This is a genomic window from Cryobacterium sp. 10S3 (genome assembly GCF_034344045.1).
Taxonomy (GTDB): domain Bacteria; phylum Actinomycetota; class Actinomycetes; order Actinomycetales; family Microbacteriaceae; genus Cryobacterium; species Cryobacterium glucosi.
Map to the genome: position 1 here is coordinate 2,411,108 of NZ_CP133773.1, position 25,484 is coordinate 2,436,591.

The 25,484-nt window shown below is 68.6% G+C and carries 24 protein-coding genes; 8 read left to right on the top strand and 16 right to left on the bottom strand.

Features of this window, described 5'->3' with window-relative positions:
* Positions 1-62 precede the first annotated feature (62 nt).
* The 4 genes from RHM57_RS11345 to murI form a co-directional block, all read right to left on the bottom strand.
* Positions 63-986: a cation diffusion facilitator family transporter gene (locus RHM57_RS11345; RefSeq protein WP_134445812.1), complete on the bottom strand. Its 924-nt coding sequence runs from the start codon at positions 984-986 to the stop codon at positions 63-65.
* Positions 987-1,105: 119 nt separating this feature from the next.
* Entirely contained in the window at positions 1,106-1,708 is a 603-nt protein-coding gene (gene rdgB, locus RHM57_RS11350; protein ID WP_134445813.1) for an RdgB/HAM1 family non-canonical purine NTP pyrophosphatase, read from the bottom strand.
* A gap of 3 nt (positions 1,709-1,711) precedes the next feature.
* Positions 1,712-2,446 carry a ribonuclease PH gene (gene rph / locus RHM57_RS11355; RefSeq protein WP_134445814.1) on the bottom strand — a complete coding sequence of 245 codons (735 nt, stop codon included), beginning with the start codon at positions 2,444-2,446 and terminating at the stop codon, positions 1,712-1,714.
* Entirely contained in the window at positions 2,443-3,357 is a 915-nt protein-coding gene (gene murI / locus RHM57_RS11360; protein ID WP_322140904.1) for a glutamate racemase, read from the bottom strand. Before murI ends, rph begins: the two co-directional genes overlap by 4 nt.
* Before the next feature lie 167 nt (positions 3,358-3,524).
* Between murI and RHM57_RS11365 the strand changes: the two genes are divergently transcribed.
* Positions 3,525-4,757, top strand: a complete 1,233-nt coding sequence (locus tag RHM57_RS11365; protein ID WP_134445816.1) for a beta-ketoacyl-[acyl-carrier-protein] synthase family protein — start codon at positions 3,525-3,527, stop codon at positions 4,755-4,757.
* A 93-nt stretch (positions 4,758-4,850) separates the two neighbouring features.
* Entirely contained in the window at positions 4,851-6,179 is a 1,329-nt protein-coding gene (locus RHM57_RS11370) for a nicotinate phosphoribosyltransferase (protein ID WP_134445817.1), read from the top strand.
* A 37-nt stretch (positions 6,180-6,216) separates the two neighbouring features.
* Here RHM57_RS11370 and RHM57_RS11375 read toward each other — a convergent pair whose 3' ends face one another.
* From RHM57_RS11375 to RHM57_RS19610, 4 genes are read right to left on the bottom strand one after another with little or no spacing between them, the layout of a single operon-like run.
* A complete protein-coding gene (locus RHM57_RS11375; RefSeq protein WP_322135441.1) occupies positions 6,217-6,510 on the bottom strand; it encodes a DUF3039 domain-containing protein in 294 nt (97 codons plus the stop codon).
* A 20-nt stretch (positions 6,511-6,530) separates the two neighbouring features.
* Positions 6,531-7,013 (bottom strand): DNA alkylation repair protein, encoded by a 483-nt coding sequence (locus RHM57_RS11380; protein WP_134445819.1) that lies wholly within the window; start codon positions 7,011-7,013, stop codon positions 6,531-6,533.
* Positions 7,014-7,020: 7 nt separating this feature from the next.
* Positions 7,021-8,598 carry a hypothetical protein gene (locus RHM57_RS11385; RefSeq protein ID WP_134561743.1) on the bottom strand — a complete coding sequence of 526 codons (1,578 nt, stop codon included), beginning with the start codon at positions 8,596-8,598 and terminating at the stop codon, positions 7,021-7,023.
* Positions 8,574-10,769, bottom strand: a complete 2,196-nt coding sequence (locus RHM57_RS19610) for an ATP-binding cassette domain-containing protein (protein WP_416172948.1) — start codon at positions 10,767-10,769, stop codon at positions 8,574-8,576. Before RHM57_RS19610 ends, RHM57_RS11385 begins: the two co-directional genes overlap by 25 nt.
* Positions 10,770-11,027: 258 nt before the next feature.
* Here RHM57_RS19610 and RHM57_RS11395 point away from each other — a divergent pair, with 258 nt between their 5' ends.
* The 3 genes from RHM57_RS11395 to RHM57_RS11405 are packed head-to-tail and all read left to right on the top strand — an operon-like array spanning position 11,028 to position 13,345.
* The gene (locus RHM57_RS11395; protein WP_134445821.1) at positions 11,028-11,720 is read left to right on the top strand and encodes an NTP transferase domain-containing protein; all 693 of its coding nucleotides are present in this window, start codon (positions 11,028-11,030) and stop codon (positions 11,718-11,720) included.
* 42 nt (positions 11,721-11,762) lie between these two features.
* On the top strand, positions 11,763-12,563 hold the full coding sequence (locus tag RHM57_RS11400; RefSeq protein ID WP_241975384.1) for an ABC transporter permease: 801 nt from the start codon (positions 11,763-11,765) through the stop codon (positions 12,561-12,563).
* Complete coding sequence (locus tag RHM57_RS11405; RefSeq protein WP_134445822.1) at positions 12,563-13,345, top strand: ABC transporter ATP-binding protein; 783 nt, start codon at positions 12,563-12,565, stop codon at positions 13,343-13,345. The genes RHM57_RS11400 and RHM57_RS11405 overlap by 1 nt, the downstream gene beginning before the upstream one ends.
* A gap of 6 nt (positions 13,346-13,351) precedes the next feature.
* Here the strand turns inward: RHM57_RS11405 and RHM57_RS11410 are convergent, their stop codons facing one another.
* Positions 13,352-13,627 carry a helix-turn-helix domain-containing protein gene (locus tag RHM57_RS11410; protein ID WP_134445823.1) on the bottom strand — a complete coding sequence of 92 codons (276 nt, stop codon included), beginning with the start codon at positions 13,625-13,627 and terminating at the stop codon, positions 13,352-13,354.
* 117 nt (positions 13,628-13,744) lie between these two features.
* Between RHM57_RS11410 and RHM57_RS11415 the strand changes: the two genes are divergently transcribed.
* On the top strand, positions 13,745-14,776 hold the full coding sequence (locus RHM57_RS11415; RefSeq protein ID WP_241987400.1) for a hypothetical protein: 1,032 nt from the start codon (positions 13,745-13,747) through the stop codon (positions 14,774-14,776).
* 8 nt (positions 14,777-14,784) lie between these two features.
* On the opposite strand, the gene RHM57_RS11420 is transcribed toward RHM57_RS11415, so the two are convergent.
* The 5 genes from RHM57_RS11420 to RHM57_RS11440 all read right to left on the bottom strand — a co-directional run bounded on the left by RHM57_RS11420 (position 14,785) and on the right by RHM57_RS11440 (position 20,628).
* Positions 14,785-16,011, bottom strand: a complete 1,227-nt coding sequence (locus RHM57_RS11420) for a hypothetical protein (protein ID WP_322188161.1) — start codon at positions 16,009-16,011, stop codon at positions 14,785-14,787.
* Between the two features lie 24 nt (positions 16,012-16,035).
* Entirely contained in the window at positions 16,036-16,914 is an 879-nt protein-coding gene (locus RHM57_RS11425; RefSeq protein ID WP_134445825.1) for a glycosyltransferase family 2 protein, read from the bottom strand.
* Positions 16,915-16,917: 3 nt separating this feature from the next.
* Complete coding sequence (locus RHM57_RS11430; protein ID WP_134445826.1) at positions 16,918-17,745, bottom strand: CDP-alcohol phosphatidyltransferase family protein; 828 nt, start codon at positions 17,743-17,745, stop codon at positions 16,918-16,920.
* Positions 17,742-18,728: a glycosyltransferase family 2 protein gene (locus RHM57_RS11435; RefSeq protein WP_134445827.1), complete on the bottom strand. Its 987-nt coding sequence runs from the start codon at positions 18,726-18,728 to the stop codon at positions 17,742-17,744. Before RHM57_RS11435 ends, RHM57_RS11430 begins: the two co-directional genes overlap by 4 nt.
* A gap of 199 nt (positions 18,729-18,927) precedes the next feature.
* Complete coding sequence (locus RHM57_RS11440; protein ID WP_134445828.1) at positions 18,928-20,628, bottom strand: S1C family serine protease; 1,701 nt, start codon at positions 20,626-20,628, stop codon at positions 18,928-18,930.
* A gap of 203 nt (positions 20,629-20,831) precedes the next feature.
* Between RHM57_RS11440 and RHM57_RS11445 the strand changes: the two genes are divergently transcribed.
* Complete coding sequence (locus RHM57_RS11445) at positions 20,832-22,067, top strand: aminotransferase class I/II-fold pyridoxal phosphate-dependent enzyme (protein WP_134445829.1); 1,236 nt, start codon at positions 20,832-20,834, stop codon at positions 22,065-22,067.
* Positions 22,068-22,176: 109 nt separating this feature from the next.
* Here the strand turns inward: RHM57_RS11445 and RHM57_RS11450 are convergent, their stop codons facing one another.
* Entirely contained in the window at positions 22,177-23,262 is a 1,086-nt protein-coding gene (locus RHM57_RS11450) for an alkene reductase (RefSeq protein WP_134559463.1), read from the bottom strand.
* Between the two features lie 230 nt (positions 23,263-23,492).
* Here RHM57_RS11450 and RHM57_RS11455 point away from each other — a divergent pair, with 230 nt between their 5' ends.
* On the top strand, positions 23,493-24,623 hold the full coding sequence (locus RHM57_RS11455; RefSeq protein WP_322135440.1) for an alpha/beta hydrolase: 1,131 nt from the start codon (positions 23,493-23,495) through the stop codon (positions 24,621-24,623).
* 53 nt (positions 24,624-24,676) lie between these two features.
* On the opposite strand, the gene RHM57_RS11460 is transcribed toward RHM57_RS11455, so the two are convergent.
* On the bottom strand, positions 24,677-25,411 hold the full coding sequence (locus RHM57_RS11460) for a glucose 1-dehydrogenase (RefSeq protein WP_134445832.1): 735 nt from the start codon (positions 25,409-25,411) through the stop codon (positions 24,677-24,679).
* Between the last annotated feature and the right edge of the window lie 73 nt (positions 25,412-25,484).

Here is a 25,484-nt window from a genome sequence, read left to right on the forward strand (position 1 = left end):
AATTCGGAACAGGCACGGACGTCTTTGAGTCGCGCGCGGGGAGAGGAAGCGGGAGGTCGGGGTCAGCGGTGCGGGAAGTCCTCGTGATCGGCATGCTCGGCCGGCTCGAGCTGGAACGTGGAGTGCTCGACATCGAAGTGGGTGCTGAGGCACTCCGAGAGGGCGTCGAGCAGCGCCCCTGAGCCGCCGGACTGCAGCACGGCGGGTTCGACGACGACGTGCGCACTGAACACGTGCGCGCCGGACGTGATCGCCCAGACGTGCACGTCGTGCACCGCTGCGACCCCCGGCGTTTCGATGAGGTGCCTGCGGATCTCTGCGACGTCGGTGTCGACGGGCACCGATTCGCTGAGCACCCGTACGACGTCTCTGAGCAGGGTGAAGCTGCGGGGCACGATCATGGCCGCGATCAGCAGGGACGCAATCGAGTCCGCCTGCTCGAAACCGGTGGTGAGGATGACCCCGGCCGCGACGATGACCGCGACGGAGCCGAGAGTGTCTCCGAGTACCTCGAGGTAGGCGCCACGCATGTTGATCGAGGAGCCGGCAGCAGGGCGCAGCAGGAGCAGCGCGCCGATGTTCGCGACGAGGCCGATCACGGCGACCCAGAGCATCGGTCCGGCCTGAACGTGGCCCTCGCCGGGCCCGAGCAGCCGGGAAACCGCGCCGATCACGACGGACACGGCGACGCCGAGCAGGATCAGCCCATTGATGAGCGCGCCGAACACTTCGGCGCGCTGGTAGCCGAACGTCTGCCGGTCCGTGGCCGGCCGGGCGGCCACGACGGTGGCGATGAGGGCGATGATCAGGCCGGCCAGGTCCGAGAACATGTGCCCGGCATCAGCGAGCAGGGCAAGCGACCCGGTCAGCCAGGCCCCTGCGACCTCGACGAGGAGCACGAGGGCGACGATCCCGATCGCGAAGGACAACCGGGTGCGATTGGTGGCGGATGCCTGCCCGTGCCCGTGCGCGTGATCGTGGCCCATGCCTCCACGCTAGGCGGTGCCGGGGCGCGTCGCCAGTTCAGCGCCCAGTTGGGAATGAGAGCCGTTATCAGGGCTTGAGCGGCGCCTCCGCCGGTATCGAGACCGGTGCCGGTGCCGGATCAGCCGAGCAGCTCCCGCAGTACGGGGACGAGCCCGTCGAAGGCGCGCGCCCGGTGGCTGTCGCGATTCTTGACGGATGCCGTCAGCTCCGCCGCCGAGATCGCATAACCGTCCGGGAGAAAGATCGGGTCGTACCCGAAGCCGCCGGCCCCCGCGGCCTCGGTCAGGATCCGGCCGGGCCACTCCCCCGTCACGACCCGTTCGGTGCCGTCCGGCAGCGCCAGGGCGGCGACGCAGGTGAAATGCGCGGTGCGGTGTTCCTCCGGCACGTCCCCGAGCTGCCAGAGCAGCAGGCGCAGGTTCTCGCCGGAATCCCTGGCCGGGCCCGACCAGCGTGCGGAGAAGATGCCCGGCGCGCCGCCGAGGATGTCGACGCAGATACCCGAGTCGTCCGCGATGGCGGGCAGGCCGGTGTGTGCCGCGGCTGCACGAGCCTTGATGAGGGCGTTCTCGGCGAAGGTCGTTCCGTCTTCGACGGGTTCAGGGCCGTCGTACGCGAGCACGTCGACCCCCGGGAGCTGCGGCGCGAGAATGCGGCGCAACTCGTCGACCTTGTGCGCGTTGTGGGTGGCCAGTACGAGCCGCATGGTGTCAGCGCCCATCCGTCAGCGCCCGAGGGCGGCGTTCTGCAGTTCGGTCAGGGTGACGGTCCCTGCGAGGGCGAGGTCGAGCAGTGAGTTCAGCTCCGCACGATCGAAGGGGGCGCCCTCCGCCGTGCCCTGCACCTCGACGAAGGAGCCCCGGCCGGTGACGACGACGTTCATGTCTGTCTCGGCACTCGAGTCCTCGGTATATGCGAGGTCGAGCATGGGAACGCCTTTGATGATGCCGACGGAAATCGCGGCGACGCTGTCGGTGAGGGGCTGCGCCTTCTGGCCGATGAACTTCTGCTGCCGACCCCACTCGAGCGCGTCGAAGAGTGCGACGTAGGCTCCGGTGATCGCGGCGGTACGGGTGCCGCCGTCGGCCTGGAGCACATCGCAGTCGATCACGATGGTGTTCTCGCCGAGCGCCTTCATATCGACGACCGCTCGGAGGCTGCGGCCGACAAGACGGCTGATCTCGTGCGTTCGGCCGCCGATCTTGCCCTTGACCGCCTCGCGGGCCATCCGCTCGTTCGTGGAACGCGGGAGCATCGCGTATTCCGCGGTGACCCAGCCCTTGCCCTTGCCGCTCATCCAGCGCGGGACACCGTTGGTGAACGACGCGGTGCAGAGCACCTTCGTGCGTCCGCAGGAGATGAGCGCGGACCCTTCGGCCTGGTCGCTCCAGCCGCGTTCGATCGTGACCGGCCTTAGTTCGTCGATGGCCCGTCCGTCTGCGCGCACGATGTCGGTCATGAGGTCTCCTTGGTGTGCCGGGCATCCCTCGGGTGGAGGAGGGACGCTGCGTGGTTGTGCTCGGAATTAGGGTGGGTTGCTGCGAACTCGACGAGCTCGCTGAGACTGAAGACACCGGTCTCGACCAGGTCGACGTTCGAGACCTCCGGGCCGGCCAGGCGATGGGCGAGGTCGAGGAAGTCATCGGCGCTGTTGCCCGTCGCCTCGTAGCGGTAACTCGGAGGTGCCTTCTCGGTGCGGGCGAGGCCCTGCCCGACGAGGATCCGGTAGACGTCGTTGGCGGTTTCGGTGTCGCTCGAGACGATTGACACGGCGTCGCCCATCACGTACGAGATCGCGCCGCGCAGGAACGGGTAGTGCGTACAGCCCAGCACGAGGGTGTCGATGTCCGCAGCGCGCAGGGGGGCGAGGTATTCCTCGGCGACGGCGAGCACCTCGTCGCCGGTCGTGACCCCGGCTTCGACGAATTCGACGAATCGGGGGCAGGCCCTGGTGAAAAGCCTGATGTTCGTCGCTGCCGCGAAGGCGTCCTCGTATGCCCGTGAATTCACGGTGCCGATCGTGCCGATCACACCGACCCTGTTGTTGCGGGTCGTGCCGACCGCGCGTCGCACGGCGGGCTGGATGACCTCGACCACCGGGACGCTGTAACGCTCCCGCGCATCTCGGAGCACAGCGGCCGACGCGGTGTTGCAGGCAATTACCAGCATCTTCACGTCCTGGGCCACGAGGTCGTCGAGAACCTTGAGTGCGAAGCCGCGGACGTCGGCGATCTTCTTCGGCCCGTACGGCGAATTGGCCGTGTCTCCGATGTACAGAATCGACTCGTTGGGCAGCTGGTCCTTGATCGCCCGAGCGACGGTCAAACCGCCGACGCCAGAATCGAAAATTCCTATGGGTGCATCCGTCACGACAATCGAGCTTAGTCGGCCCGGCTGACCGAGGCTCCGAGGCCGTGCGGGCGCCCGCGTGTACCACGCCGGGAATATGGCCGTAACTACACTCGAAAGAGGGTTCCCGCCAACCGACGGTCGCCGCGCAGGACGGCGTCAGATTCGCCGTCGAGGAGATGATCGTCATGATTGACCGAGTCGTAATCACCGGGTTGGGCGCTCTCACGCCCCTGGGCAACACCTGGCGGGAGACCTGGTCCGGCCTCACGAACGGTCGCAGCGGCGTCGCACGCATCACCCAGTTCGACCCCTCCGGATTGCCCACCCGCATCGCGGGCGAGGTCAAGAACTTCATCGCCTCAGAGCGGATGCCGTTCAAGCAGGCCAAGCGCGCCACACGCGCATCACAACTCGCCATCGCCGCGGCACGCGAAGCCGTCCAGGACGCCGGGTTCGGCGAATCCATGGAAGGCATCGACACCGCCGTCGTCGTCAACAGCGCCGTCTCGGGATATGCAGAGATCCAGGAGGCGACGGAACTCGTCAACTCGGGCGGCTCACGCCGGATCCCGCCGCGCTTCGTACCCTCCTCCCTGCTCAACATGGCCGCATGCGAGGTCGCGATCGACCTCGGCGTGCACGGCCCGGTCAACGCGAGCGCGCTCGCCTGTGCGAGCGGCGCATACGCCCTCCTCGAGGCACGCACGATGCTAATGATGGGTGACGCGGACGTCGTCATCGCCGGTGGCGTCGAAGCGGCGATCACCCCGGTGATGTTCGCCGGCCTCAATGCGATGCACGCGGCATCCACCCACAACGACTCGCCCGCCGAGGCAAGCCGCCCCTTCGACGCCGACCGGAGCGGACTCGTCTTCGGCGAGGGCGCCGTCATCTTCGTGATGGAACTCCTCTCCCACGCCAGGGCACGCGGAGCGAAGGTCTACGCCGAGGTGCTCGGCGGGGCGCTCACGAGCGACGGCTTCAGCATCGTCGCCCCTGACCCCACCGGACAGTACGCGAGCGCCGCGATGACGAAGGCGCTCACGAAGGCGAAGCTCAACCCGAGCGACATCGACGTGATCTGCGCGCACGGCACCTCGACGCAGGCCAACGACCGCGCCGAGACCTCCGCGATCCGGCGGGCGCTCGGGCACGCCGCCGACCGCATCGCCGTCACGGCGCCCAAGTCGATGACCGGCCACATGATCGGTGCGGCCGGGGCGCTGTCCGGACTGCTCTGTGCGCTGAGCATCAAGACGGGCATCATCCCCCCGACGATCAACTACACGACGCCGGACCCCGACTGCACGCTCGACTACGTGCCGCTCGTGGCCCGTGAGCGGCCCGTGCGCTACGCCCTCGCGAACGCCTTTGGCTTCGGCGGCCAGAACTGCATCGTCGCGTTCGGCGCGCTGTAGGGAGAGTATGACCCGGCGCGGCCGGGGCAGGCTGGGAACGCCGGCCGCGGCCCGTCCGCTGGGGCAACCCCGCCGGAGGAATAGGCTGGCCGCGTGACTGAATCCTCCGCGTTCCGCACCGACCGATACGAGCTCACCATGGTGGACGCCGCCATCCAGAGCGGCACCGCAGACCGGGAGTGCCTCTTCGAGGCGTTCGCCCGGCGGCTGCCGGATGGGCGCCGCTACGGCATCGTCGCGGGCACGGGGCGCCTGCTCGAGCTCATCCGGGACTTCCGATTCACGGATGCCGAGCTCACCTGGCTGCGCGACAACCACGTCGTGCGCACGCCCACCCTCGACTGGCTCGCCGACTACGCCTTCCGCGGCAATATCTGGGGCTACCAGGAGGGCGAGGCGTACTTCCCCGGCTCTCCCCTGTTCTCCGTCGAGGGCAGCTTCGCCGACGCCGTCGTGCTCGAAACCCTGGTGTTGAGCGTGCTCAACTACGACAGCGCCGTCGCTAGCGCGGCCGCGCGCATGGTCTCGGTGAGCCTCGGCCGGCCGATCGCCGAGATGGGCTCGCGCCGCACGAGCGAGTACGCCGCCGTCGCCGCCGCCCGCGCGGCGTACATCGCCGGGTTCGCGTCCACGAGCAATCTCGAGGCCGGGCGCAGCTGGGGCATCCCCACGATGGGTACGGCGGCCCATTCCTTCACGCTCCTGCACGACAGCGAAGCGGATGCCTTCGAAGCCCAGGTGGCGGCGTTCGGCTCCTCGACGACCCTGCTCGTCGACACCTACAACATCCAGGCCGGAATCGACAGGGCCGTCGCGGTCGCCGGGACAGGGCTCGGTTCGATCCGGATCGACTCAGGGGACCTCCCGACCGTCGTCGCCGGCGCGCGCGCCCAGCTCGACTCGCTCGGCGCGGTCAACACCCACATCACGGTGACAAGCGACCTCGACGAGTATTCGATCGCCGCACTGTCGGCGTCTCCCGTCGACGCGTTCGGCGTCGGCACCTCCCTCGTCACGGGTTCTGGTGCCCCCGCCGCCGGGATGGTCTACAAGCTCGTCGCGCACCGGAACGACGCCGGCGAGTGGGTGTCTGTCGCGAAGACATCCGCGGCCAAGGTCTCGGTCGGGGGCCTCAAGCGGGCCGTTCGACGTCTCGACGCGAGCGGAACGGCCCGCGCCGAGGTCGTCCTGCTCGGCGGCGACCCCGCAGACACGACGGAGCCCGCGGAGGAATCCGGGCGGGACCGGGTACTGCTCGTCCCGCTCGTCACAGACGGCGTGATCGACGAAAGCCACCTCGGGGCGGCCGGCACGGAACGCGCGAGACTGCACCATGCCTCTGTGATGCGTGAGCTGCCGATCGAGGCTTTCCGCCTCGGCCGCGGGGAGCCCGTCATCCCGACGATCTACGAGCAGGGTTAGACAGGTACGGGTAGACCGGAAGGGGTCTGCGGAACCGCTACTTCTTCATCGTGTCGTAGATCTCTTTACAGGTCGGGCAGATCGGGAACTTCTCCGGGTCGCGACCGGGAATCCACATCTTCCCGCACAGTGCCTTGACCGGCTTGCCGGAGATGGCGCTCTCGAGGATCTTGTCTTTGGGTACGTAGTGGGAGAACCGCTCGTGGTCGCCCGGTTCCATCTGCTCGGTGTTGAGCAGTTCCTCGAGCTCGCGGTCGAGCGTGGACGTACCGCCGCCCGGCTGGCCGGGGTTGCCCGGTTCGGCGATACTGGCGCGAATGATTCTGATCATGGGTCCTAGTCTAGGCAGCGTCAGGCTTCCCTCACGAGGGCGGCGGTGCGGCGGAGCCACGGGTCCTGGTCGCGCGCCCAGCGCTCGATGGCGGCATCCGCCCTGGTGCGAGGGAGTCCGGAGAGCCGTCCGACGAGGGGGCGGGTGACATCGCGGGCGAGCGGATCCGCGAGCGCGGCCAGCCGGGCGTCGCGGAGGAAGCCTTCGATCCGGGTGAGATCGGTGTTGGTCAGCAGTGCGACGTTCGACTGCAGCAGGACGACGGCGGCGAACCGGCGCTCGAAGACGGGAACGTCCCACAGCTCTGTGCTGAGCGCCGTGACCTCGTCATGCGTCAGCCCCGGGTACCGCCGGGCAGCGTCCCGGATCGTGCCCCGGATCGCCCCGATCGTCGCCCCGTAGAAGTCCAGGTCGCTTCCGAGTCTGGTCTTCTCCGCCTGGGCCCGGTATTCGTCCCCCTCGTTGCGCAGGGTGGTATCGACGAACTCGCAGGCGGCGCTCACCGACGGGTCAGGCGCGCAGCGCCGAGGCGAGCATCTCGGGTCCGCGGGCGTCGAACGTTCGGCCCCCGAGCCAGATGCCGCCCCAAAGGGTGAGCAGGCCGACGACGACACCGCTCGCGAGGGACGGCAGCAGCCAGACCGGATCGACAAAGAGGCCGAGGACCGCGAACCCGATCGCCGGGAGCGAGAGGATGACCGATCCGACGAGGGTCACGGACTGGATCAGCGCTGCCGCGGTGTCGGAGGCTTGCGGCTGCGTGAACGGACTGTCGCCTGGCTTGGATGCCGGGTAGGGGAAGCGCGCCGAGCTGTAGCTCGAGAAACCGAGTCCGGTCAGCAGGATGCAGGTGCTCACGCCGAGCACGGCGGGGAACGCGCCCCAGTCGCCGTACACGGCGACGCTGATGCACGAGCCGATGCCGATCAGTGGGATTCCGACCAGGAACGCGGGAACGAGCCGGCCCATCCGGTCGGCCATGCCCCGGGTGCCGGAGACGACGTGCAGCCAGATCGCGGTGTGGTCGAACGCGACGTCGTTGTGAAGCGCCCAGCCGAGGAAGATGCACATCAGCGGCACCGGCAGGAGCGCGAGGGCCTGGACCGGAACCCCGGCGAACGCGAGCGGGAGAACGACGAGCACCGGGATCACCGGGATCATCACGAGGGACATGCCGTAGCGGGGGTCCCTGCGCCAGTAGGTCAGGCTTCGTGCGGCAATGGCGCCCGCGGCATTGTTCGGCAGGCGGTCGAACCAGCCGAGGCCGCCGTACTCCTTGGCGACGGCTTCCCTGCCGGGTGAGACGAGCATCCGGCTCACGAGCGCTTGCCAGGCGACCCAGAGGACGAGCAGGAATGCCGCGGCCTCGAGCAGCTTGAGGAGTGCAGCACCCCAGTCCCCACCTGCCGCATCGCCGGGCGCCGACCAGGCCGCCCCGAGCGGAGTCCAGCCGAGGATACTGCTGAGGCCGCCGATGAAGCCCGTGCCGTAGAGACTCCAGTCGAGGTTGACCACGAGCACGGTGACGGGAGCGAACATGACGAGCAGGAGAACGCCGACGATTCCGGCGATCTCCCGCGCGCGGCGAGTGGCCAGCAGGAACGAAGCAATGGACGTACTGACCCGGGAGCCGAGCATGCAGGTGGCAAGGAGGAGCGCCGCGGACAGGACGGCGAACACGGTCTCACCGGGTCCGCGCGACCAGGTCACGATGGTGCCGAGCAGCACGATCGTGAGCACGATTGCGGGGACGCCGATCAGTGCGGACACGGCAAGCCCCAGCGACAGTTGCCGGTTGGGGATGCCCATGACCGCGAACTTGCGGGGGTCCATGCTGTCGTCGATGCCCGTCATGAGCGGAATCAGCAGGAAGCCGAGCACGACGAGCGAGCCGGCGACCACGATGCCGTCACGGATCGAACCGACGCCGTCGTCGACGAAGCGCAGGCCGACAAGCAGGGCGAAGATCCCGGCCGCGACCGCGAGCCCATAGAGCAGTCCGATCACGATGCCGACGACCTGCCAGGGGCTCCGCCGGAAGAGATTGCCGAAGAGCCGGAGCTTCAGTCCGAGAAACTGTGCAACCATTCCATCCCCTCCGCCACTTTTCGCCCTCCGGCGAGTTCGATGAATCGTTCTTCGAGGGTCTGCCCGCCACGCACCTCGTCGACAGTGCCGGCCGCGAGGACCTTGCCGTTGACGATGATCGCGACGTGATCGCAGACCCGCTGGATCAGGTCCATGCTGTGGCTCGAGAGGACGACGGTGCCGCCACTTGCAACGTACTTCTGCAGGATCTCGGTCACGTTGACTGCCGAGACCGGGTCGACGGATTCGAACGGTTCGTCGAGAACGAGCAGGCGCGGCGAGTGGATCATCGCGCAGGCCAGGGCGATCTTCTTGGTCATGCCCGCCGAGTAATCGGCGACCAGTCGGTTGAGTGCGTCCTCGAGTCCGAACGCAACGGCGAGGTCGGCGGATCGTTTCCGGACGGTCGCCCCGTCGAGCCCGCGGAGCACGCCGGCGTAGTAGAGCAGCTGGGCGCCGGTCAGGCGGTCGAAGAGACGCAGTCGGTCCGGCAGCACCCCGATGACGCGCTTCGCGGCGACCGGGTCGCTCCAGACGTCGATGCCGTGGACCTCGATCGAACCGTCGTCCGGACGGAGGAGGCCGGTGACCATGGAGAGGGTCGTGGTCTTGCCCGCACCGTTCGGGCCGACGATGCCGTAGAAGGAGCCGGTGCGGACCTCGAGGTTGATTCCGGAGACGGCGAGCGTGCTTCCGAAAGACTTACGCAGGGCCGTGACAGAGAGGACGACAGGGGCGGGTGCGGTACGGGCACCGGGAGCGATGGCGAGGTTCGCGGCAGCCGGCTCGGCAGGCTCGACCTCTGGCTCTGGCTCCGGTTCCGGTTCGGGTTCCGGCTCGGGTTCTGGTTCCGGTTCCGGTTCGGACACGAGCTCCGGCACGGGCGGGGCCTGCGGCTCCACCGAGTGCACGGTTTCGGGCTCGGTTTCTGTCTCGGGCACGAGTTCGGTTTCCGACTCGGTGACGGGCTCAGTTTCGGGCTCACTGGGGAGATCGGTGACGGGCTCCGCGTCAGGCTCGGTTGCGGGCTCGGTGACGGTCGCCGGCTCGTCGAGAGTCGAGGACCCTGCCGCCTTCGCGACGATCGGCACGGGTGCTGCGGCGACGACGGGCCCGGGGTCGGGCTCCGGAGCGTCGATCGGCTCAGGGACAGCGACGAGTCCCGGTTCCGGAACGGATGGGGCAATCGGCTCACCAGCACGAACCGGTGCCGGTACCGGCATGACCTTGGTCGCGGGCGGAGGTGTCGGGTCCGGACGGACCGTCGACACCTCGTCGTCCTTCGGCTGCGTGGCTGCCGGCGTGGTGGACTTGTTCTCGACGGGGGGCAGGTGCAGGCCGAGGACGGCCGTGGCGACCCAGTCTCTGGAGGTCCCGACTCCCGGGCGGATGCGTGGGGGCTTGGGAACGGCGGGAGGCGCTGAGACAACGGATGGCACGACGATCGGCACGACGCCGGGTACGGGAAGCCGGCCGCCGCGTGCGGGCGCGTCCGGCGGCATGGGGCCGAGTGAACGCTTGGCGAGGGCCTCGGTGCGGGCCTGCGCCTGGGCGCGGGCAAGCGCCTCCGGGTCGGGACGCGGTTTGATCGCGGCCAGAGCCAGGGCATCGGCCTGCGCCTTCGCGCGTGCGGCGGCATCCGCCTGGGCGCGCGCCTCGGCCGCCTCGTACTCGCGAGCCTGGGCAGCTGCGTACTCTTCGGCTTCGGCACGGGCACGAGCCTCCGCCTCCGCCTCGGCCTGCGCCTGGGCGAGGGCTTCCGCGGCGGCAAGGGCCTCCGCACGGACGACGGCAGCCTTCGCGGCACGCGACTTCGCCGCGCTCGCCCTCGCGGCGCGTTGACGAGCGGCCGTCTCGGCCTTTTCTGCGGTCGTGCGGGTCTTGGCCGCGGCTCCTGCCGCAGGGGCGACATGGGTCGGGGACGGCTCGGCCGGATCAGCGGGTTTCTGGGGAGCCGCGGCAACCTTGCGAACCGGGCTGGCGCGGGGCTTCTGGGTTCGGGCGACGGGGGTTCGGGCTGCCGGAGTTCGGGGTGAAGCGGTGCGCGCCGAGGTTGCGCGGTCGGGCGTCGTCTTGGCCGGACGCGCCGGAGTGGCTGCGTCGTTCGACGGGGCCGAATCGGACGCGGGCACAGTTGTGGTCGGCTCGTTGGGCTCGGAGTTGGGAGGCACGTGAGTCACCTCGCCAACCCTACCAACGACCCTCCGACAAGACTGGATGGCGGGCGCGAATCCCGCCGAAAACGCGCTCGATCCGGCCCGTTCACCGGGGCCGATTCCACGCGGCGGCACCCGAAAGGGGCACTTCGGGTAGACTGACCCTTTCATGTTGGTGTGTCTGAACGGAAAAGACGAGGTGAACCACAGGCAAACTGGCTCGACATTTTTCGAACCGGGCGCAGGTAGCCCGACACTGTTAAGGAGACAAATATGGCCACCCAGGTAGTCATTTTGGCAGCGGGAATGGGCAGCAGACTGGGTCGTTCACTGCCCAAGCCGCTCACGGAACTCAGCGACGGCCGGTCGATCATGCGTCAGCAGTTCGACAACATCGAGCACGCATTCGGATCCCTGGCCCGCGTCACCATCGTCGTCGGTTACAAGCTCGAGCACATCATCGAGGCGTTCCCCCAGGCATCCTTCGTCTACAACGAGGAATATGACCAGACCAACACGTCCAAGAGCCTCCTGCGCGCCCTGCAGGCCTCCGGCGCGGGCGGGGTGCTCTGGATGAACGGCGACGTCGTCTTCGATCCCGCCGTCCTCGATCGGGCGCACGCCATGGTCGAACGCGACCAGTCTTTCGTGACGGTCAACACCTCACAGGTGTCCGAAGAAGAGGTCAAGTACACGACCGACGACGAGGGATACATCAGGGAACTCTCCAAGACCGTGACCGGTGGACTCGGAGAGGCCGTTGGCATCAACTTCATCTCCAGTGCGCACAAGGCGATCCTGGTGCGCCATCTCGCCAGGGTGAACGACCAGGACTACTTCGAGCGCGGCATCGAACTCGCGATCGAGAAGAACGGCCTGCTGATCGAACCCCTCGACATCTCCGACTTCTACGCTGTCGAGGTCGATTTCGCCGAAGACCTCGAGCGCGCGAACCTGTTCGTCTGATTCGCATTCACCCTGATTTTGTGAACATCTAGAGTGGAGTCTGTGAGTAGCTACGCAGAAGTGCGCCCTGAACAGCTCACCGCTCTCTCCCGCTACCGCCACTCACTGTGGCTCCTGACCCAGCGCGACCTGCGGGTCCGCTACTCCACCTCGTTCCTCGGCTATTTCTGGTCGATCCTCGACCCGCTCGTGATGGCCGGGATCTACTGGTTCGTGTTCACCCAGGTGTTCCACCGGGGCGTCGGGCACGAGCCGTACATCATCTTCCTGCTCAGCGCGCTGCTGCCCTGGATGTGGTTCAACGGAACCGTCTCCGATTGCACTCGCGCGTTCCTGCGCGAGGCGAAGCTGATCCGGTCGACCCGGATCCCCCGCACCATCTGGGTGAACCGGCTCGTGCTCTCCAAGGGCATCGAATTCCTCGCCTCGATCCCGGTGCTCGTGCTGTTCGCCGTGTTCGCCGGCGCCCGGCCGAGCGTCGAAATCGTGTTCTTCCCGCTCGCCATCGTGATCCAGGCGATCCTCACGGCGGGGGTCGGCCTCATCGTCGCGCCGCTCGTCGTGTTCTTCCGCGATCTGGAACGCGCCGTCAAACTCATCCTGCGCTTCCTGTTCTACGCATCCCCGATCATCTACAGCACCCAGGACCTGCCGCACCAGCTGCACTTCTGGGCGGCGTTCAATCCCCTCAGCGGCATCTTCAGCCTCTACCGGGCGGCCTTCTTCCCCGGCAACCTCGACTGGTTCACCGTCGGCGTCAGCGCGGCCATGTCCGTCGCCTTCCTCGGACTCGGGCTGCTGGTCTTCACGCGCACCGAGCGCGCGGTCCTGAAGGAGCTGTGATGACGGGAACAGTCCGGACGCCGGGATCGGCCGTGACCGGGGCGCCTGTGATCGCCCTGGCCGGGGTCGGCATCCGTTTTCGCCGTAACCGACGCGGCAGGCGCAGCTTCAAGGACCTGTTCGCGAGCGGGGCCCGGCGCACCAGACCCGGCGAATTCTGGGCCTTGCGCGCCGTATCCTTCACGGTGCAGCGCGGAGAGGCCATCGGCGTTGTCGGTCGCAACGGCCAGGGAAAGTCGACCCTGCTCAAGCTCGTGACCGGGGTCGTCCTGCCCGATGAGGGCACTGTGCGGGTGACGGAGGGCGTCGCACCACTGATCGAGATCACCGGCGGTTTCGTCGATGACCTCACCGTGCGCGACAACGTCTATCTCACGGCGGGCCTGCACGGCATGACGAAGAAACAGATCGGCGAGCGTTTTGACGAGATTCTCGACTTCGCCGAGATCGGAGACTTCGTCGACACCCCGTACAAGCACCTCTCGAGCGGTATGAAGGTGCGCATCGCCTTCGCGGTCATCTCCCGGCTCGAGGAGCCGATCATCCTCGTCGATGAGGTGCTCGCCGTCGGCGACAAGGCCTTCCGGGAGAAGTGCTATCGCCGGATCGAGGAATTGCTCGCCGGCGGCCGCACCCTGTTCTTCGTCTCGCACAACGAACGCGACCTGCGTCGCTTCTGCGCCAGGGGCCTCTACCTCGACAAGGGCGCGCTCGTCCTCGACGGTCCACTCGACGAGGTCCTCGCCCGGTACGACGCCGATTACGGCGTGCGGCCCGCCTGAGCCGGCTCAAGGATCGACGATGGCGAGGCTGTCGCGATCGGGCGGCAGCTGTTCCTTGGTCAGGCCGGTGAGGAGGTCCCCGACCTCGAGGCTCAGCACGTCCGCGAGCCGGATCAGGGTGTGGAAGGTCGGATTCCCAGTGCCGCGGTCGATCCTGGCGTAATTGGACACGTTGAGTCCGGCCCGGTGCGCGACAGACTCCTGGTTGAGCTCGAGTTCCGTTCGGCGCTGCCGCAGGCGCAGTCCCAGCAGGCGGCTCGCTTCTGACTTCGGCTCCGGCATCCTCCATCTATAGGCTTGAAGTGGGAAAACCGCCAGTGGCCGGGGAAAAGATGTGAATACCTTCCCCTGTCAGACCGGCAACGTAAACTCGACGGAAATCGGAAGGACGGCATCGACATGGCACGAAGAGTGAAACCCCTCGTCTCGACGACCGGGGGTCTGCCGCAGGGCGGCCAGCTTCCGACCGGCATCATCCGGGGATTCGACCGGGTCATGGCCATCCACCGCCCGGCTGTGCTCGCCCACATCCGCGGCATCCGCCGGCGCTCACCGGACTCGGACCCCGCACAGATCATCAGGATCCTCGAACGCCGCTACCTCGCCATGGTCACGACCGGCGGCGCGGCCGTCGGGGCGACGGCCGTCATTCCCGGCGTCGGCACCGGGGTGACCCTCGCACTGTCCGGCGTCGAGACCGCCGGGTTCCTCGAAGCGACAGCCTTGTTCGCCCAGTCGGTGAGCGAGGTGCACGGTATTGCCGTCGACGACCCGGAGCGCGCCCGCGCCCTCGTCATGACGATGATGCTCGGCAGGGAGGGCTCCGACCTCGTCCGCCAGCTTGCCGGCCAGTTCAGCGGAACGGGTGCGGTCCGAACGGCCTATTGGGGCGAACTCGTCACCGCGAGCATTCCGCGCGCCATCATGGGTCCGCTCACCGATCGCCTGAAGAGCTCGTTCATCCGCCAGTTCGCGACCCGCGGCTCCGCGAGTTTCGTCGGCAAGGCGCTCCCCTTCGGCGTCGGCGCCGTCGTCGGCGGCGCCGGCAACCATATTCTGGGCAAGCGGGTGCTGACCTCGTCCCGGCTCGCCTTCGGCCAGCCGCCTGCGGACTTCCGTCCCGAACTCGACCCGCGCATACGCGAGGCGATCGTGCGCGAGGGCGGCGGCCTCGAGGGAGTCGGCCGTGCCGGCGCGCTGCGGGTCGCCGCCGGCCACCGCATCACCCAGCTCGGGCAGCTCGGGCACGGCACCCTCACCGTGCTCCCCCGCATGGTCCCGCGGCTGCTGCGCCGTGGCCGACCGCTGGAGTCAGGGGTTCCAGGCACCGCAACGGCGGATCACCCGGATTCGGCTCACGCGGATTCGGATCACGCGGCCGCCGGGCAGGACGTGTCTCCCCGCGAACCGGCCTCCTCTCCGCGACCGTAGCAGGCCGCTCAGGGCCGAACGGCGTCGAACCGCTCCCACTCGTCCATCAGGTGCTGCACGGCCGCGTGGAAGCGAGCGGTGGCCGCACCGGGTGCCGCGTCGCCGAAGTAGCGTTCGACCCCCACACCCAACCGGGCCTCGGCCTCCGGGTCGTGCGCGAGCGCATCCACCGTGCCCACGATCGAGGAGGCGGCGGACGCGTCGAGCCATTCGCACGCCGCGAGGTACCCGCCGGTGTCGATCTCGGCAGCGGGATCGGCGGGGCGGGTGACGAGAAGGGCCTTGCCTGCGGCGAGCCGGTCGTAGACCATGGCTGAGATGTCGACGATGGCAACGTCCGCCGCCGCGAGCTGCCAGCCGAGCTCCGCACCGGTGTCGTACATGTGGTGAGCGGCGGGATCGCGGGCGTTCGCCGCCTTGATCAGGGCGATGATCCTGCGGTTGGCTGCGCCGTATGCCTCGTCGGTGACCCCGCTGCGCGGGTGCGGCCGGTAGATCAGGCGATGCCGCGACGAGGCGAGGAGCGCAGTGGCGAGTGCGACGCCGTGGCTCGCGATCGAGCCGTATGCCGCGGTGGGCCGGTCTCCTTCCCAGGTCGGCGCGTAGAGCACGACCTGCCGGTCGTCGGGAACGTACGGAAGCACGCCGCTGTAGTGGTCCGCCTGCGGGCGGCCGATGGTGATCGCCCGCTTGTCGAAGTCGTAGTCCCAGAGCACCCGGTCGAGACGGGCGAGGGCGGCGTCACCGGCGACGAAGGCGTAGTCGTACGCCTTGATCTGGTTCGTGACCATGTACATCTTGTCGCTCTCGCCATGGTTGATGAACACGTGCCAGCACCGCGGGTAGCGCATCATCTGGAAGTTCCGGGCGTTCTGGTTGACGTAGAACACGATGCGGATGTCCTGTTCCGCGACGACCCGCTCGAGGTCGGCGACCTTGCGCACGTAGGTCACCGGCACCGGGCACTCCTCGGACATCGGCAGCGCCCCGGTCCCGGTGCGGCTCAACACGATGACGGGCCAGGTCTCGGCGAGCACGGCGAGCGGCCGGTACCACTGCCGCATCTGATACAGGTTGACGGCGCCGTCGGCGAAGTAGACCGCGATCTTGAAACGGCCGAGCGGAAGCGGACCGTCCCCGAGGAGCCGGCCGGCGAGCAGTTTCTGTGCCCGGCGCGACGCGGCGACATCCTTGACCAGCTTGACGGCCAGGCCGATGTCTTTTCGAATGGTCATCCCTCCAGAGTACCGAGCACCGGGTCAGACGATGGGGGGACGGCCGGCCAGGGACATCCGCCAGACCGTGCGGGCGCTGATCGGCCGCCGCTCCCCCGGGTTGCTGCGCCAGCCCTCCCGGAATCCGGCGAGCCAGGCCCGCAGTGCCGGCCGGTCGCTGCGGAATCGCAGCAGCTGGATCGCGAGCCAGGAACCGGCGTAGACCGGGACCAGCACGGCAGGCAGGTTGCGCCGGGCGAGCCAGACCCGGTTGCGCGCGTTCAGCCGGTAGTAGTCGGCGTGCCGGGTGGGCTGGATGACGGGATGATTTGCTTCGAGGTTTCCCGCGTACCAGGTGCGCAGCCCCTGGTCCCAGACCCGCCACGCCAGTTCGATGCCCTCGTGAGCGTAGAAGAACGGTTCGGCCCAGCCTCCGGTGGCCAGGAAGACCGCACGGGGCATCACCACGGCACCTTCCCAGACCGAGAAGACGGCGCCGGACTCTGTCGCGGCTCCCTTACGGATGCGCGGAATCCAGCGGGTCGGCGCCGCCGCGCCCGTGGGATCGGTCACCCGGGGTTGCAGCAGGCCGATCGACGGGTCCGCGCGGAGCTGCGCGACCGCGCGACTGAGGAACCGGGGGTCCGGGATGCTCGCGTCGTCGTCGAGGAAGAAGAGGTACTCGCCCGTCACAAGGGGGACGCCGCGATTGCGACCGGCGGGGATGCCCAGGTTCTCCGTCAGGGCCAGCGCCTGGACGGCACCCGGTAACCCGGTCGGTACCCAGCCGTTGCCCACGCAGACCACGTCGAGGACGACCTCCTGCTGGGCGAGCACCGAGCGGATGCCGCTGGCGAGGTCATCCGGCCGGGTGCCCTGGGTGAGCACGACGACACCGACCCTCGGCAGCACGGTGTCGCTCACCGCTCAGGACCGGACGCGGCGCGACGCCATGATTGCGACGAAATGGCCGAAAAGAGCGAGGATCGACAGGGGCACGAGAGCGATGAGCACGATCCGGTCCATGAGAGGCTCGCCGACGAAACGGCCGATCACCGCGGAGGCGAAGATCAGGATCGTGAGTTCGACGGAGTGGTACAGGCGGTGGAACGGCAGGAACCGGGCGAGCCTGCGCAGCTGGGCGATCCTGCCGGGAGTCGGGGTCTGCTCACCGCGCGTGTCGGCGAGTTTGGTGAGCCCCGCGTTCGCCCTGGCGACGTGCACCATGTCGTTGAGCGCCTTGTTGAGCACGATCACGAGGGCGAGCAGCAACGCGAGAGTCGTCCAGAGGAAATCCTCCGGCGATTCGAACGGGTAGGCCGCCGCGCGAATGCCGAACGCGATCGGAATGAGCGCCTCCGTCGAGTAGTGACCGACCTTGTCGAGGAAGACCCCGGCTGGCGACGATTCGCCTCGCCAGCGCGCGACTTCGCCGTCGCAGCAGTCGACGAGCATCTGCAGCTGCCCGAGGATCAGTGCGAGCAGGGCCCCCCAGACACCGGGGATGAGCAGCGCCGCAGCGGTCGACCAGCCGACGAGGATCATCAGCGCCGTGACACCGTTCGCGGTCACGCTCGTCTTCAGCAGCAGCCAGGTGAGATACGGCGACACGTCGCGCAGGTAGAGCGAGGCCGTCCAGTGCTCGGCGTTCGCCCGCAGGCGTACCTCGGGCGGCTGCGCGACGGCCCGCAACTCGGCGATCGACGTCGGCCGGGGCTGGCGCACCCGACCGGTGGAATGTGAGTGGGATGTCATAGGTGTCTCCCGGTCCGTGCCGCGATATTGCTGGTGAGTTTCAGGTATCCGAGCAGGAAGCCGAAACCCCAGCAGAAGTGGATACAGGGCAAGACTAGAAGGAACCAGGCGCCGGAGCGCCCGCCATCAGGGCGAGTCACGACCACGGTGGCCAGGAGGACGACGAGCAGGTATCCGACCGGGGCGATCCAGCCCAGCAGCAGCCACGGTACGACGACGCCGGCGAAGCCCAGGACCACTCCGGCGGTGACGAGGAGCACCATCACGGGAGGCACGAAATAGCGGATGCCGTTGTCTGCGGGGAAGCGCCGCGCGAGTTCCCCGCGCCACATTCCGGTGGACAGCATCTGGCGGGCGAGTCTGGACAGGCTCGGTCGCGGCCGGTAGACGACGCGCAGCCTCGGTGTGAACCAGACCGTGCCACCCTGCTCGCGGAGGCGCCGATTGAGCTCCCAGTCCTGGCCGCGCTTGATGGTCTCGTCGAAGAGCCCGGCACGCAGGAGGCTGTCGCGGCGGAAGCAGCCGAGGTAGACCGTCTCTGCGGCGCCCTCCGGCCCACCGACGTGGAGGGGCGTTCCGCCGAGGCCGATCCGGGTGCCGTAAGCCCGGGCGACGGCGCGCTGGAACGGAGCGGTGCCCCGCGCGTCCATGACTCCGCCGACGTTGTCCGCCCCGGTGCGCTCGAGGGTATCGACGGCGACGCGCGCATAGTCGCTCGGCAGCACCGAGTGGGCGTCGACCCGGATCACGACGGGGTAGGCGGATGCACGGATCGCGGCGTTGAGGCCGGCAGGGGTCGATCCGATCTCGTTGGGCACGACACGGATGCGCGGGTCGAGTTCGGCGAGTTCCGCGACGAGTTCCTCCGTGCCGTCGATGCTCGGTGCAAGGGCCAGCGTGACGTCGAACGGACCGGTGTAATCCTGGCCCAGGAGGCTCGTCACCGCGGCCCGGACGTGCAGCACATCGTTGAGCACGGGCATCACGTAGGAGACACCGATCAGGGGCGCTTCGCCGGTGTGTGCTGCCTGTTCGATCGGGTGTCCATTCCGTTGCGGACTGTCCAGACTACCAGCCCACCCCTTTGGGGGCCTCCTGACGGCTGGCGCACCGGAGCGGAAACACGACTGCGCCGCCGGTCGATGACCGGCGGCGCAGGGCGTGGAAGGAGGACGGGAGCTGCTAGCTGGACAGTTCCCCGACCGTGACGGTCACGGTGTACGACTTGCCGTCGCGGACGTAGACGAGGTCGGCGGTGGCGCCGGCGGCGAGTACCCGCACCTGGGCGGTGAGATCCTTCGCGTCGGTGATCGGCACTCCGTTGAACTTCGTGACGACGTCGCCCTTCTTCAGGCCCGCCTTCTCGGCTGCGCCACCGGAGCTGACCTCGCTGACGAGGGCGCCGACCGTGCTGCTCGTGTCACTCGTCGCGCTCGTGATGCTCGCACCGAGCAGCCCGTGGGTGGCCTTGCCGTTGGCGATGAGCTCGTCGGAGACGCGCTTGGCGAGGTTCGACGGGATCGAGAAGCCGACGCCGATGCTTCCGGCAGCCGTTCCCGATGAGGAGGACCCGCCCGCGTTGGCGATGGCGACGTTGATGCCGATCAGTTCACCCTTGGAGTTGAGCAGGGCGCCGCCGGAGTTGCCGGGGTTGATCGCGGCATCCGTCTGGATTACGGAGAGCGAAATGCTGCTCGTCGTGCTCGGAGTGGTCGACTGCGCGCTTCCGTCCTTGTTCGGGAGGTCGAAGTTCCAGAAGTACGGGTTGTCCGTGCTCGGGGCCGTGGTGTCCGGCGTGTCCGTGGTGGGCGCCGCCGATGAGGCGATCGAGATGCTCCGGTTGAGGGCGCTCACGATGCCGTCGGTGACGGTTCCGGAGAGGCCGAGCGGTGCGCCGATGGCGATCGTGGTGTCGCCGACGTTGAGCTTGCTCGAGTCTGCCCAGTTGATCGGGGTGAGGCCGCTCGCGTCGGTCAGTTTGACGACCGCGAGGTCGGAGATCGGGTCTGTGCCGACGATTGTCGCCTTGTAGACCTTCCCGTCACTGGCCGTGACTTCGAGGGTCGCGTCTGCGCTCGCGCCGTCGAGTGTCACGACGTGGGTGTTGGTCAGGACATAGCCATCGGAGGTGAGGACGACTCCGGAACCGGTGCCGCCGGAGGTTCCGCTGGTCGCGTTGATGGTGACGACGCTCGGCATGGCCTTCGCGGTGGCTGCCGTGATCTGGTTGACGCTCTCGGTGTTGTTGACGACGACGGTGCTCGACCCCTGGGCCTGACTGACGGGGGTGCCGTTGCCCTGGCCTCCGGAAAGGAGCGCCATCACGCCGGCGCCGGATGCGCCGCCGATGAGGGCGCCGATCGCGAGCGCCGCAACGAGGCTGAGTCCGGCACGGCGGCGGGCCGGGTCCTTCGGATGGGGGGCCGACGACGGGCCGGTCGGTCCGTTCGGGCCGCCACCCTGGGGAGCGTAGGAGAAGGGTGCAGCCGATGCTGCGAAGTGCGGCGGGACAGAGCCGTCGGCTCCGCCGAGGGGCCGTCCGAAGGCATCCGTCGCGTAGGGAAGCGTCGGCTGGGTGATCTGGTTCGACGCGTTCGCGACGGGCTGCTGGGGAGCCTGGGCGGCCTGGACGTCTGCGGGGGCGGACGCCTGCTGGGCGACGACGCCCTGCGGCTGCTCTGCAACCGGCTGCGCGGCCTGCGGGAAGCCGACGACCTCGGTCGTGTTGTCCGCGTTCGCGGAGGGGGCCGGGTACTCGGTGGTATCGGCGGGGACGGCGGCGTTGGCCGGCTGTCCGGACGCGGCGGCCTGGCCAGCGTCGGAGGGAACGTCGGCAGCGGGACGATCTCGATTAATGTCTGGGTCCTGAGGGTGTTCGGTCATGAGGTGCTCCTTCCAAGCGATGCCAGCTTCGCGCCCGAACCTGAACGAATCCTCCGCCCAAGCTGAGAGCATTCAATGACGAAGCCGTGATGTTGCTTGGGGTGGCAGCCCAGCGACCGGGGTCGGCCGGATCGGCGCAGCAATCCTCGCCTGCGAACCGGTCCCGTGAGCCACCGACACGGGGGATGTCGTAGTTTGGAGTCATGCACGGCTCCCCCGAGACAGTTCCGACCGCGGCCATTCCGGGCGCCTGGCGCCGGACGGCCCGTGGTGCCGGCCTGCTGGGCGCCGACGGCACGATCGCCGCCACCATCTTCGCCGAGATGAGCGCGCTCGCCGTCCGCACCGGCGCGATCAATCTCGGACAGGGGTTCCCGGATGAGGACGGACCCATCGAGGTTCTCGACGCCGCCAGACAGGCCATCACGGACGGGGTCAACCAGTACCCGCCTGGCCGCGGCTTCCCCGTGCTTCTCGACGCGATCGCCCGCCACCAGCAGCGTTTCTACGGCCTCAGTGTCGACCAGGAGACCGAGGTCCTCGTGACCGCGGGGGCGACAGAGGCGCTCGCTGCGACGATCCTCGCCCTGATCGAGCCCGGCGACGAAGTCGTGACGTTCGAACCGTTCTATGACGCGTACGGCGGCCTCATCGCACTCGGCGGCGGCATCCATCGCACCGTGCGCCTGCGCACGCCGGACTTCCAGCCGGATCTCGACGAGCTCAGTGCGGTGATCACCGATCGCACCCGGCTCATACTCGTGAACAACCCGCACAATCCGACCGGGACCGTGTTCTCCCGCGAGACGCTCGAGTTCATCGTGCGGCTCGCCGAACAGCACAACGCGATCATCGTCACCGACGAGGTCTACGAACACCTCACTTTCGGTGTGCAGCACCTGCCCGTCGCGACGCTTCCGGGGGCTTTCGAGCGCACCGTGACGATCTCCTCCGGCGGGAAGACCTTCAACACGACCGGATGGAAGATCGGCTGGCTGACAGCACCCGCCGCGCTCGTGACGGCGATCCTCGCGGTCAAGCAGTTCCTGACCTACGTGAACGGTGCGCCGTTCCAGCCGGCGATCGCGAGGGGGCTCGATCTCCCGGACTCGTACTTCACGGGTATCGCGGCCTCGCTGCAGGGCAAGCGTGACGTCCTCGAGCGCGGCCTGGTCGCCGCGGGCTTCGCCGTGTCGCGCCCGAGCGGTTCGTATTTCATCGTGGCGGATGCCGCGCCGCTCGGATACGAGGACGGCGCTGACTTCTGTCGCGACCTTCCCGCCCTCGCCGGCGTGGTCGCCGTGCCGATCGGTGCGTTCTGCAGTCCGGAACACCGGCCGCAGTATGCCTCGCTCGTGCGCTTCGCCTTCTGCAAGAAGGTGGACCTGTTGGAGCAGGCTGCCGCACGGCTCGCTGCCCTGCGCCCGGCCGCCCGGTAGCGCGAGGCCGCCCGAACCGATTCGACGGAGATGCCGGGTTTTCGTAACCTGGGCGGCCGCAAACCGGCCCAGAAACTCAAAAAGTCCGTCGAATCGGTTCGGGCGAGTGTTACTCCGCGGCGGCGGCGGCGAGCGCCGGGTAGTCCGTGTAGCCGGCGGCCGTGCTGCCGTAGAGGGTCTGCGGGTCGAGGGCATTGAGCGGGAGGTCGTCGCGCCAGCGGTGCACGAGGTCGGGGTTGGCGATGACGGCGCGTCCCACGACGACGGCGTCTGCGACGTCATCGGCCAGGATGGCCATGGCCTCGGCCCGGGTCGTGACGGTGCCGAAGCCGGTGTTGATCAGGAGCGGTCCGCCGAAGCGGGTGCGCAGTCCCTGGATCAGGTCGCCGGTCGGGTCCTGGTGCAGCACGCTGAGGTAGGCGAGGCCGAGCGGGGCCAGCCCGTCGACCAGGGCGGTGTAGGTCGCGAGGGTCTCTGCGGCATCCGTCTCGAGCACGTCCTGGATGTTGTGCTCCGGTGAGATGCGGATCCCGACCCGGCCGGCGCCGATCGCGGCGGCAACAGCAGTCGCGACCTCGATCACGAAGCTGGCGCGGTTCGCCGGCGAACCGCCGTGGGCATCCGTGCGCTGGTTCGAGGCCGGTGACAGGAACTCGTGCAGGAGGTAGCCGTTGGCACTGTGGATCTCGACGCCGTCGAGCCCTGCCGCGATGGCGTTCTGCGACGCGCGCACGAATTCCGCGACGATTCCGGGGAGTTCGGCCTCGGTCAGCGCGTGCGGAACGGGGTATGGCTTCTTGCCCTCCGGGGTGTGCGTCTCGCCCTCGATGGCGATCGCGCTCGGCGCGACGACGTCGAAGCCGCCGTTGACGAGGTCGTGCGAGACCCGGCCGGCGTGCATGACCTGGGCGACGATGAGGCCGCCGGCCTCATGCACGGCCGACGCGACGGAACGCCAGCCGTCGACCTGCTCGGCGGTGACGAGTCCGGGCTGGCCGGTGTAGCCCTGTCCGGCGTGGCTCGGGTAGACCCCCTCCGACACGATCAGGCCGAGGGATGCGCGCTGGCGATAGTGCTCGATGACCATCGGTCCGGGGATGCCGTCGAGGCCCGCCCTGGTGCGGGTCAGCGGCGCCATCACGAGTCGGTTCGGCAGGTGCAGGTCGCCGAGGGTCAGCGGGGAGAACAGGGTCACAGTCGCTCTTTTCGTAGTACGGAAGTTCCGCCGGGCGCGGCCGAACGGGCCGGCGCAGGGAAACGCAGGGTGCGCTGCAGACAACGGGCCCGGGCCCGGTCCTATTCCACACGCGGTCCACACCGTCGTCCGCCGCCGGGACGCCGACGCCGGGCCGGGCCGGGCTGCGAGCGGTCTCAGCCTGTCCCGACGCGGGCAAACCGATCGCCCCGCGGCGACGAATACCAGGCATGACCATCCTGGTGACACGAACTCCCGACCGCACGGCGGCGCCCGCCCCGGTGACGTCTCTCGTGCCGGCCGGGACGTCCAGGACGTCCGTGACGTCCGTGCCCGAAACTCGGCGGGATGAGTATTGCCCGTTCCCACTCTCGACAGACGCACGCGCCTTCGGCCTCACCACGAGTTCGATGCGCCTCGGCTCCGGCACGCTTGCGGTGCGTCACGGCCGCCGCACGGGCAGCGACACGGCGACGGTCCTGCTGCACGGGGCTGCCGGCTCCTGGACGACCTGGACCCCGCTCCTCTCGGCGGCGACGAACGGTGGCTCGGCGGGCTCGACGGGACGCGTTCCATCCGGCGCACTCGCCCTGACCGACCTGATCATTCCGGACCTACCCGGCTGGGGCGACAGCGAACCAGCGGATGCCTCCGGCCGGCACTCCACCCGGCCCGCCCCGGGCATCACGACCGTCGCGGCCGCGATCGCCGAAACCGTCCGTGCACTCGGCTACGAGCGCTGGCACGTCGTCGGGCACTCGCTCGGCGGTTTCCTCGCCCTCGAACTGGCCGCACTCGAACCTGCCGCAACCGTGTCGGTCTCCCTCGTCTCTGCGACGACGTTCTCGGTGGTGGACAGCGTGCGGCATCCGATCACCAGGTTCACCCTGCTGCCCGGGTACACGGCCCTGCTCGGCGTCATGCGCGCCCTCGCGGTCGCCGAGCCCGCCGGCCGCGGCCTCGTGCGCTGGCTCAACAGGGTGGGTGTGCTGCGCGGGCTCACCGCGCCGCTGTTCAGCCGGGTCGACGCCGTACCGGCGAGCGTGATCTCGGCCCTCGCGACGGAAGTCCGTCCGCGGGCCTTCGTCGAGGCATCCGCCCTCGCCGGAGCCCATGACCCGGAACGGTCCTGGGCCCGCATCACCTGCCCGGTGCGCGCGATCCAGAGCGACGCGGACATCTTCGTCGCCGATTCGGACCGCGCCCGGCTCTCCGCCGTCATTCCCGGGTTCGTTTCGCGAACGATCGCGGGCACGGGCCACTTCGCCCACATCGAGAAGCCCTTCGCCGCCCTCGAAGCCCTCGAAGCCCTGAGCAGCCTCCGCGAGAGTACACTTTCGGCCCCTAAACCGATGGTTTAAGGGCCGAAAGTGTACTCTCGCGGGCACGCCGGGCGGAGCGGGGACGTGAACGATCAGTTGTGCGGGATGCCGATCGTGAGGCCGCCGTCGATGACGAACTCTGCGCCGGTCGAGTAGCTCGACTCGTCGCTCGCGAGGTACAGCACCAGGCTCGATACTTCCTCGGGCTTGGCGCCACGGCGCAACGGGATCTCAACCATGTCGACGTCGAGGGACTTCGTCATGGCCGTCTCGATGAAGCCGGGGTGGATCGAGTTCACGCGGATGCCGAGGGGCGCCACGTCGAGCGCGACCGACTTCGTGATGCCGCGCACGCCGAACTTCGACGCGACGTAGGCGTGCAGGCCCGCGCTGCCGAGGAGGCCCTCGACCGATGAGACGTTGACGATCGAGCCGCCGCCGCGGCGTGAGAGCGCAGGGATGGCGGCCCGCATGCCGAGGAACGTACCGGTGAGGTTGATCTCGATGGTGCGGGTCCAGACGTCGATCGGGAAGCTCTCGATCGGCGCGGCGCTCGCGATTCCGGCGTTGTTGACGAGGATGTCCAGCCCGCCGAAGGTTTCCACAGCAAACAGGACAGCTGCAGACCAGTCGTCTGCGTCGGTGACGTTGAGGTGCACGTAGCGTGCGGACGGGCCGAGCTCGGTCGCCATGGCCTCGCCCTCGGTGTCGAGGAGGTCTCCGATGACCACCTGCGCTCCCTCCGCGATCAGCCGCCGCGCGTGTGATGCTCCCATTCCGCGGGCACCGCCACTGATCAGTGCCACTTTGCCTTGAACGCGACCCATGATGGCCACCTTTCTCTTCGGGTTCAATGAATCTGTACTCTACTCAAAAATGAGCGTACTCCGTTATATTGGA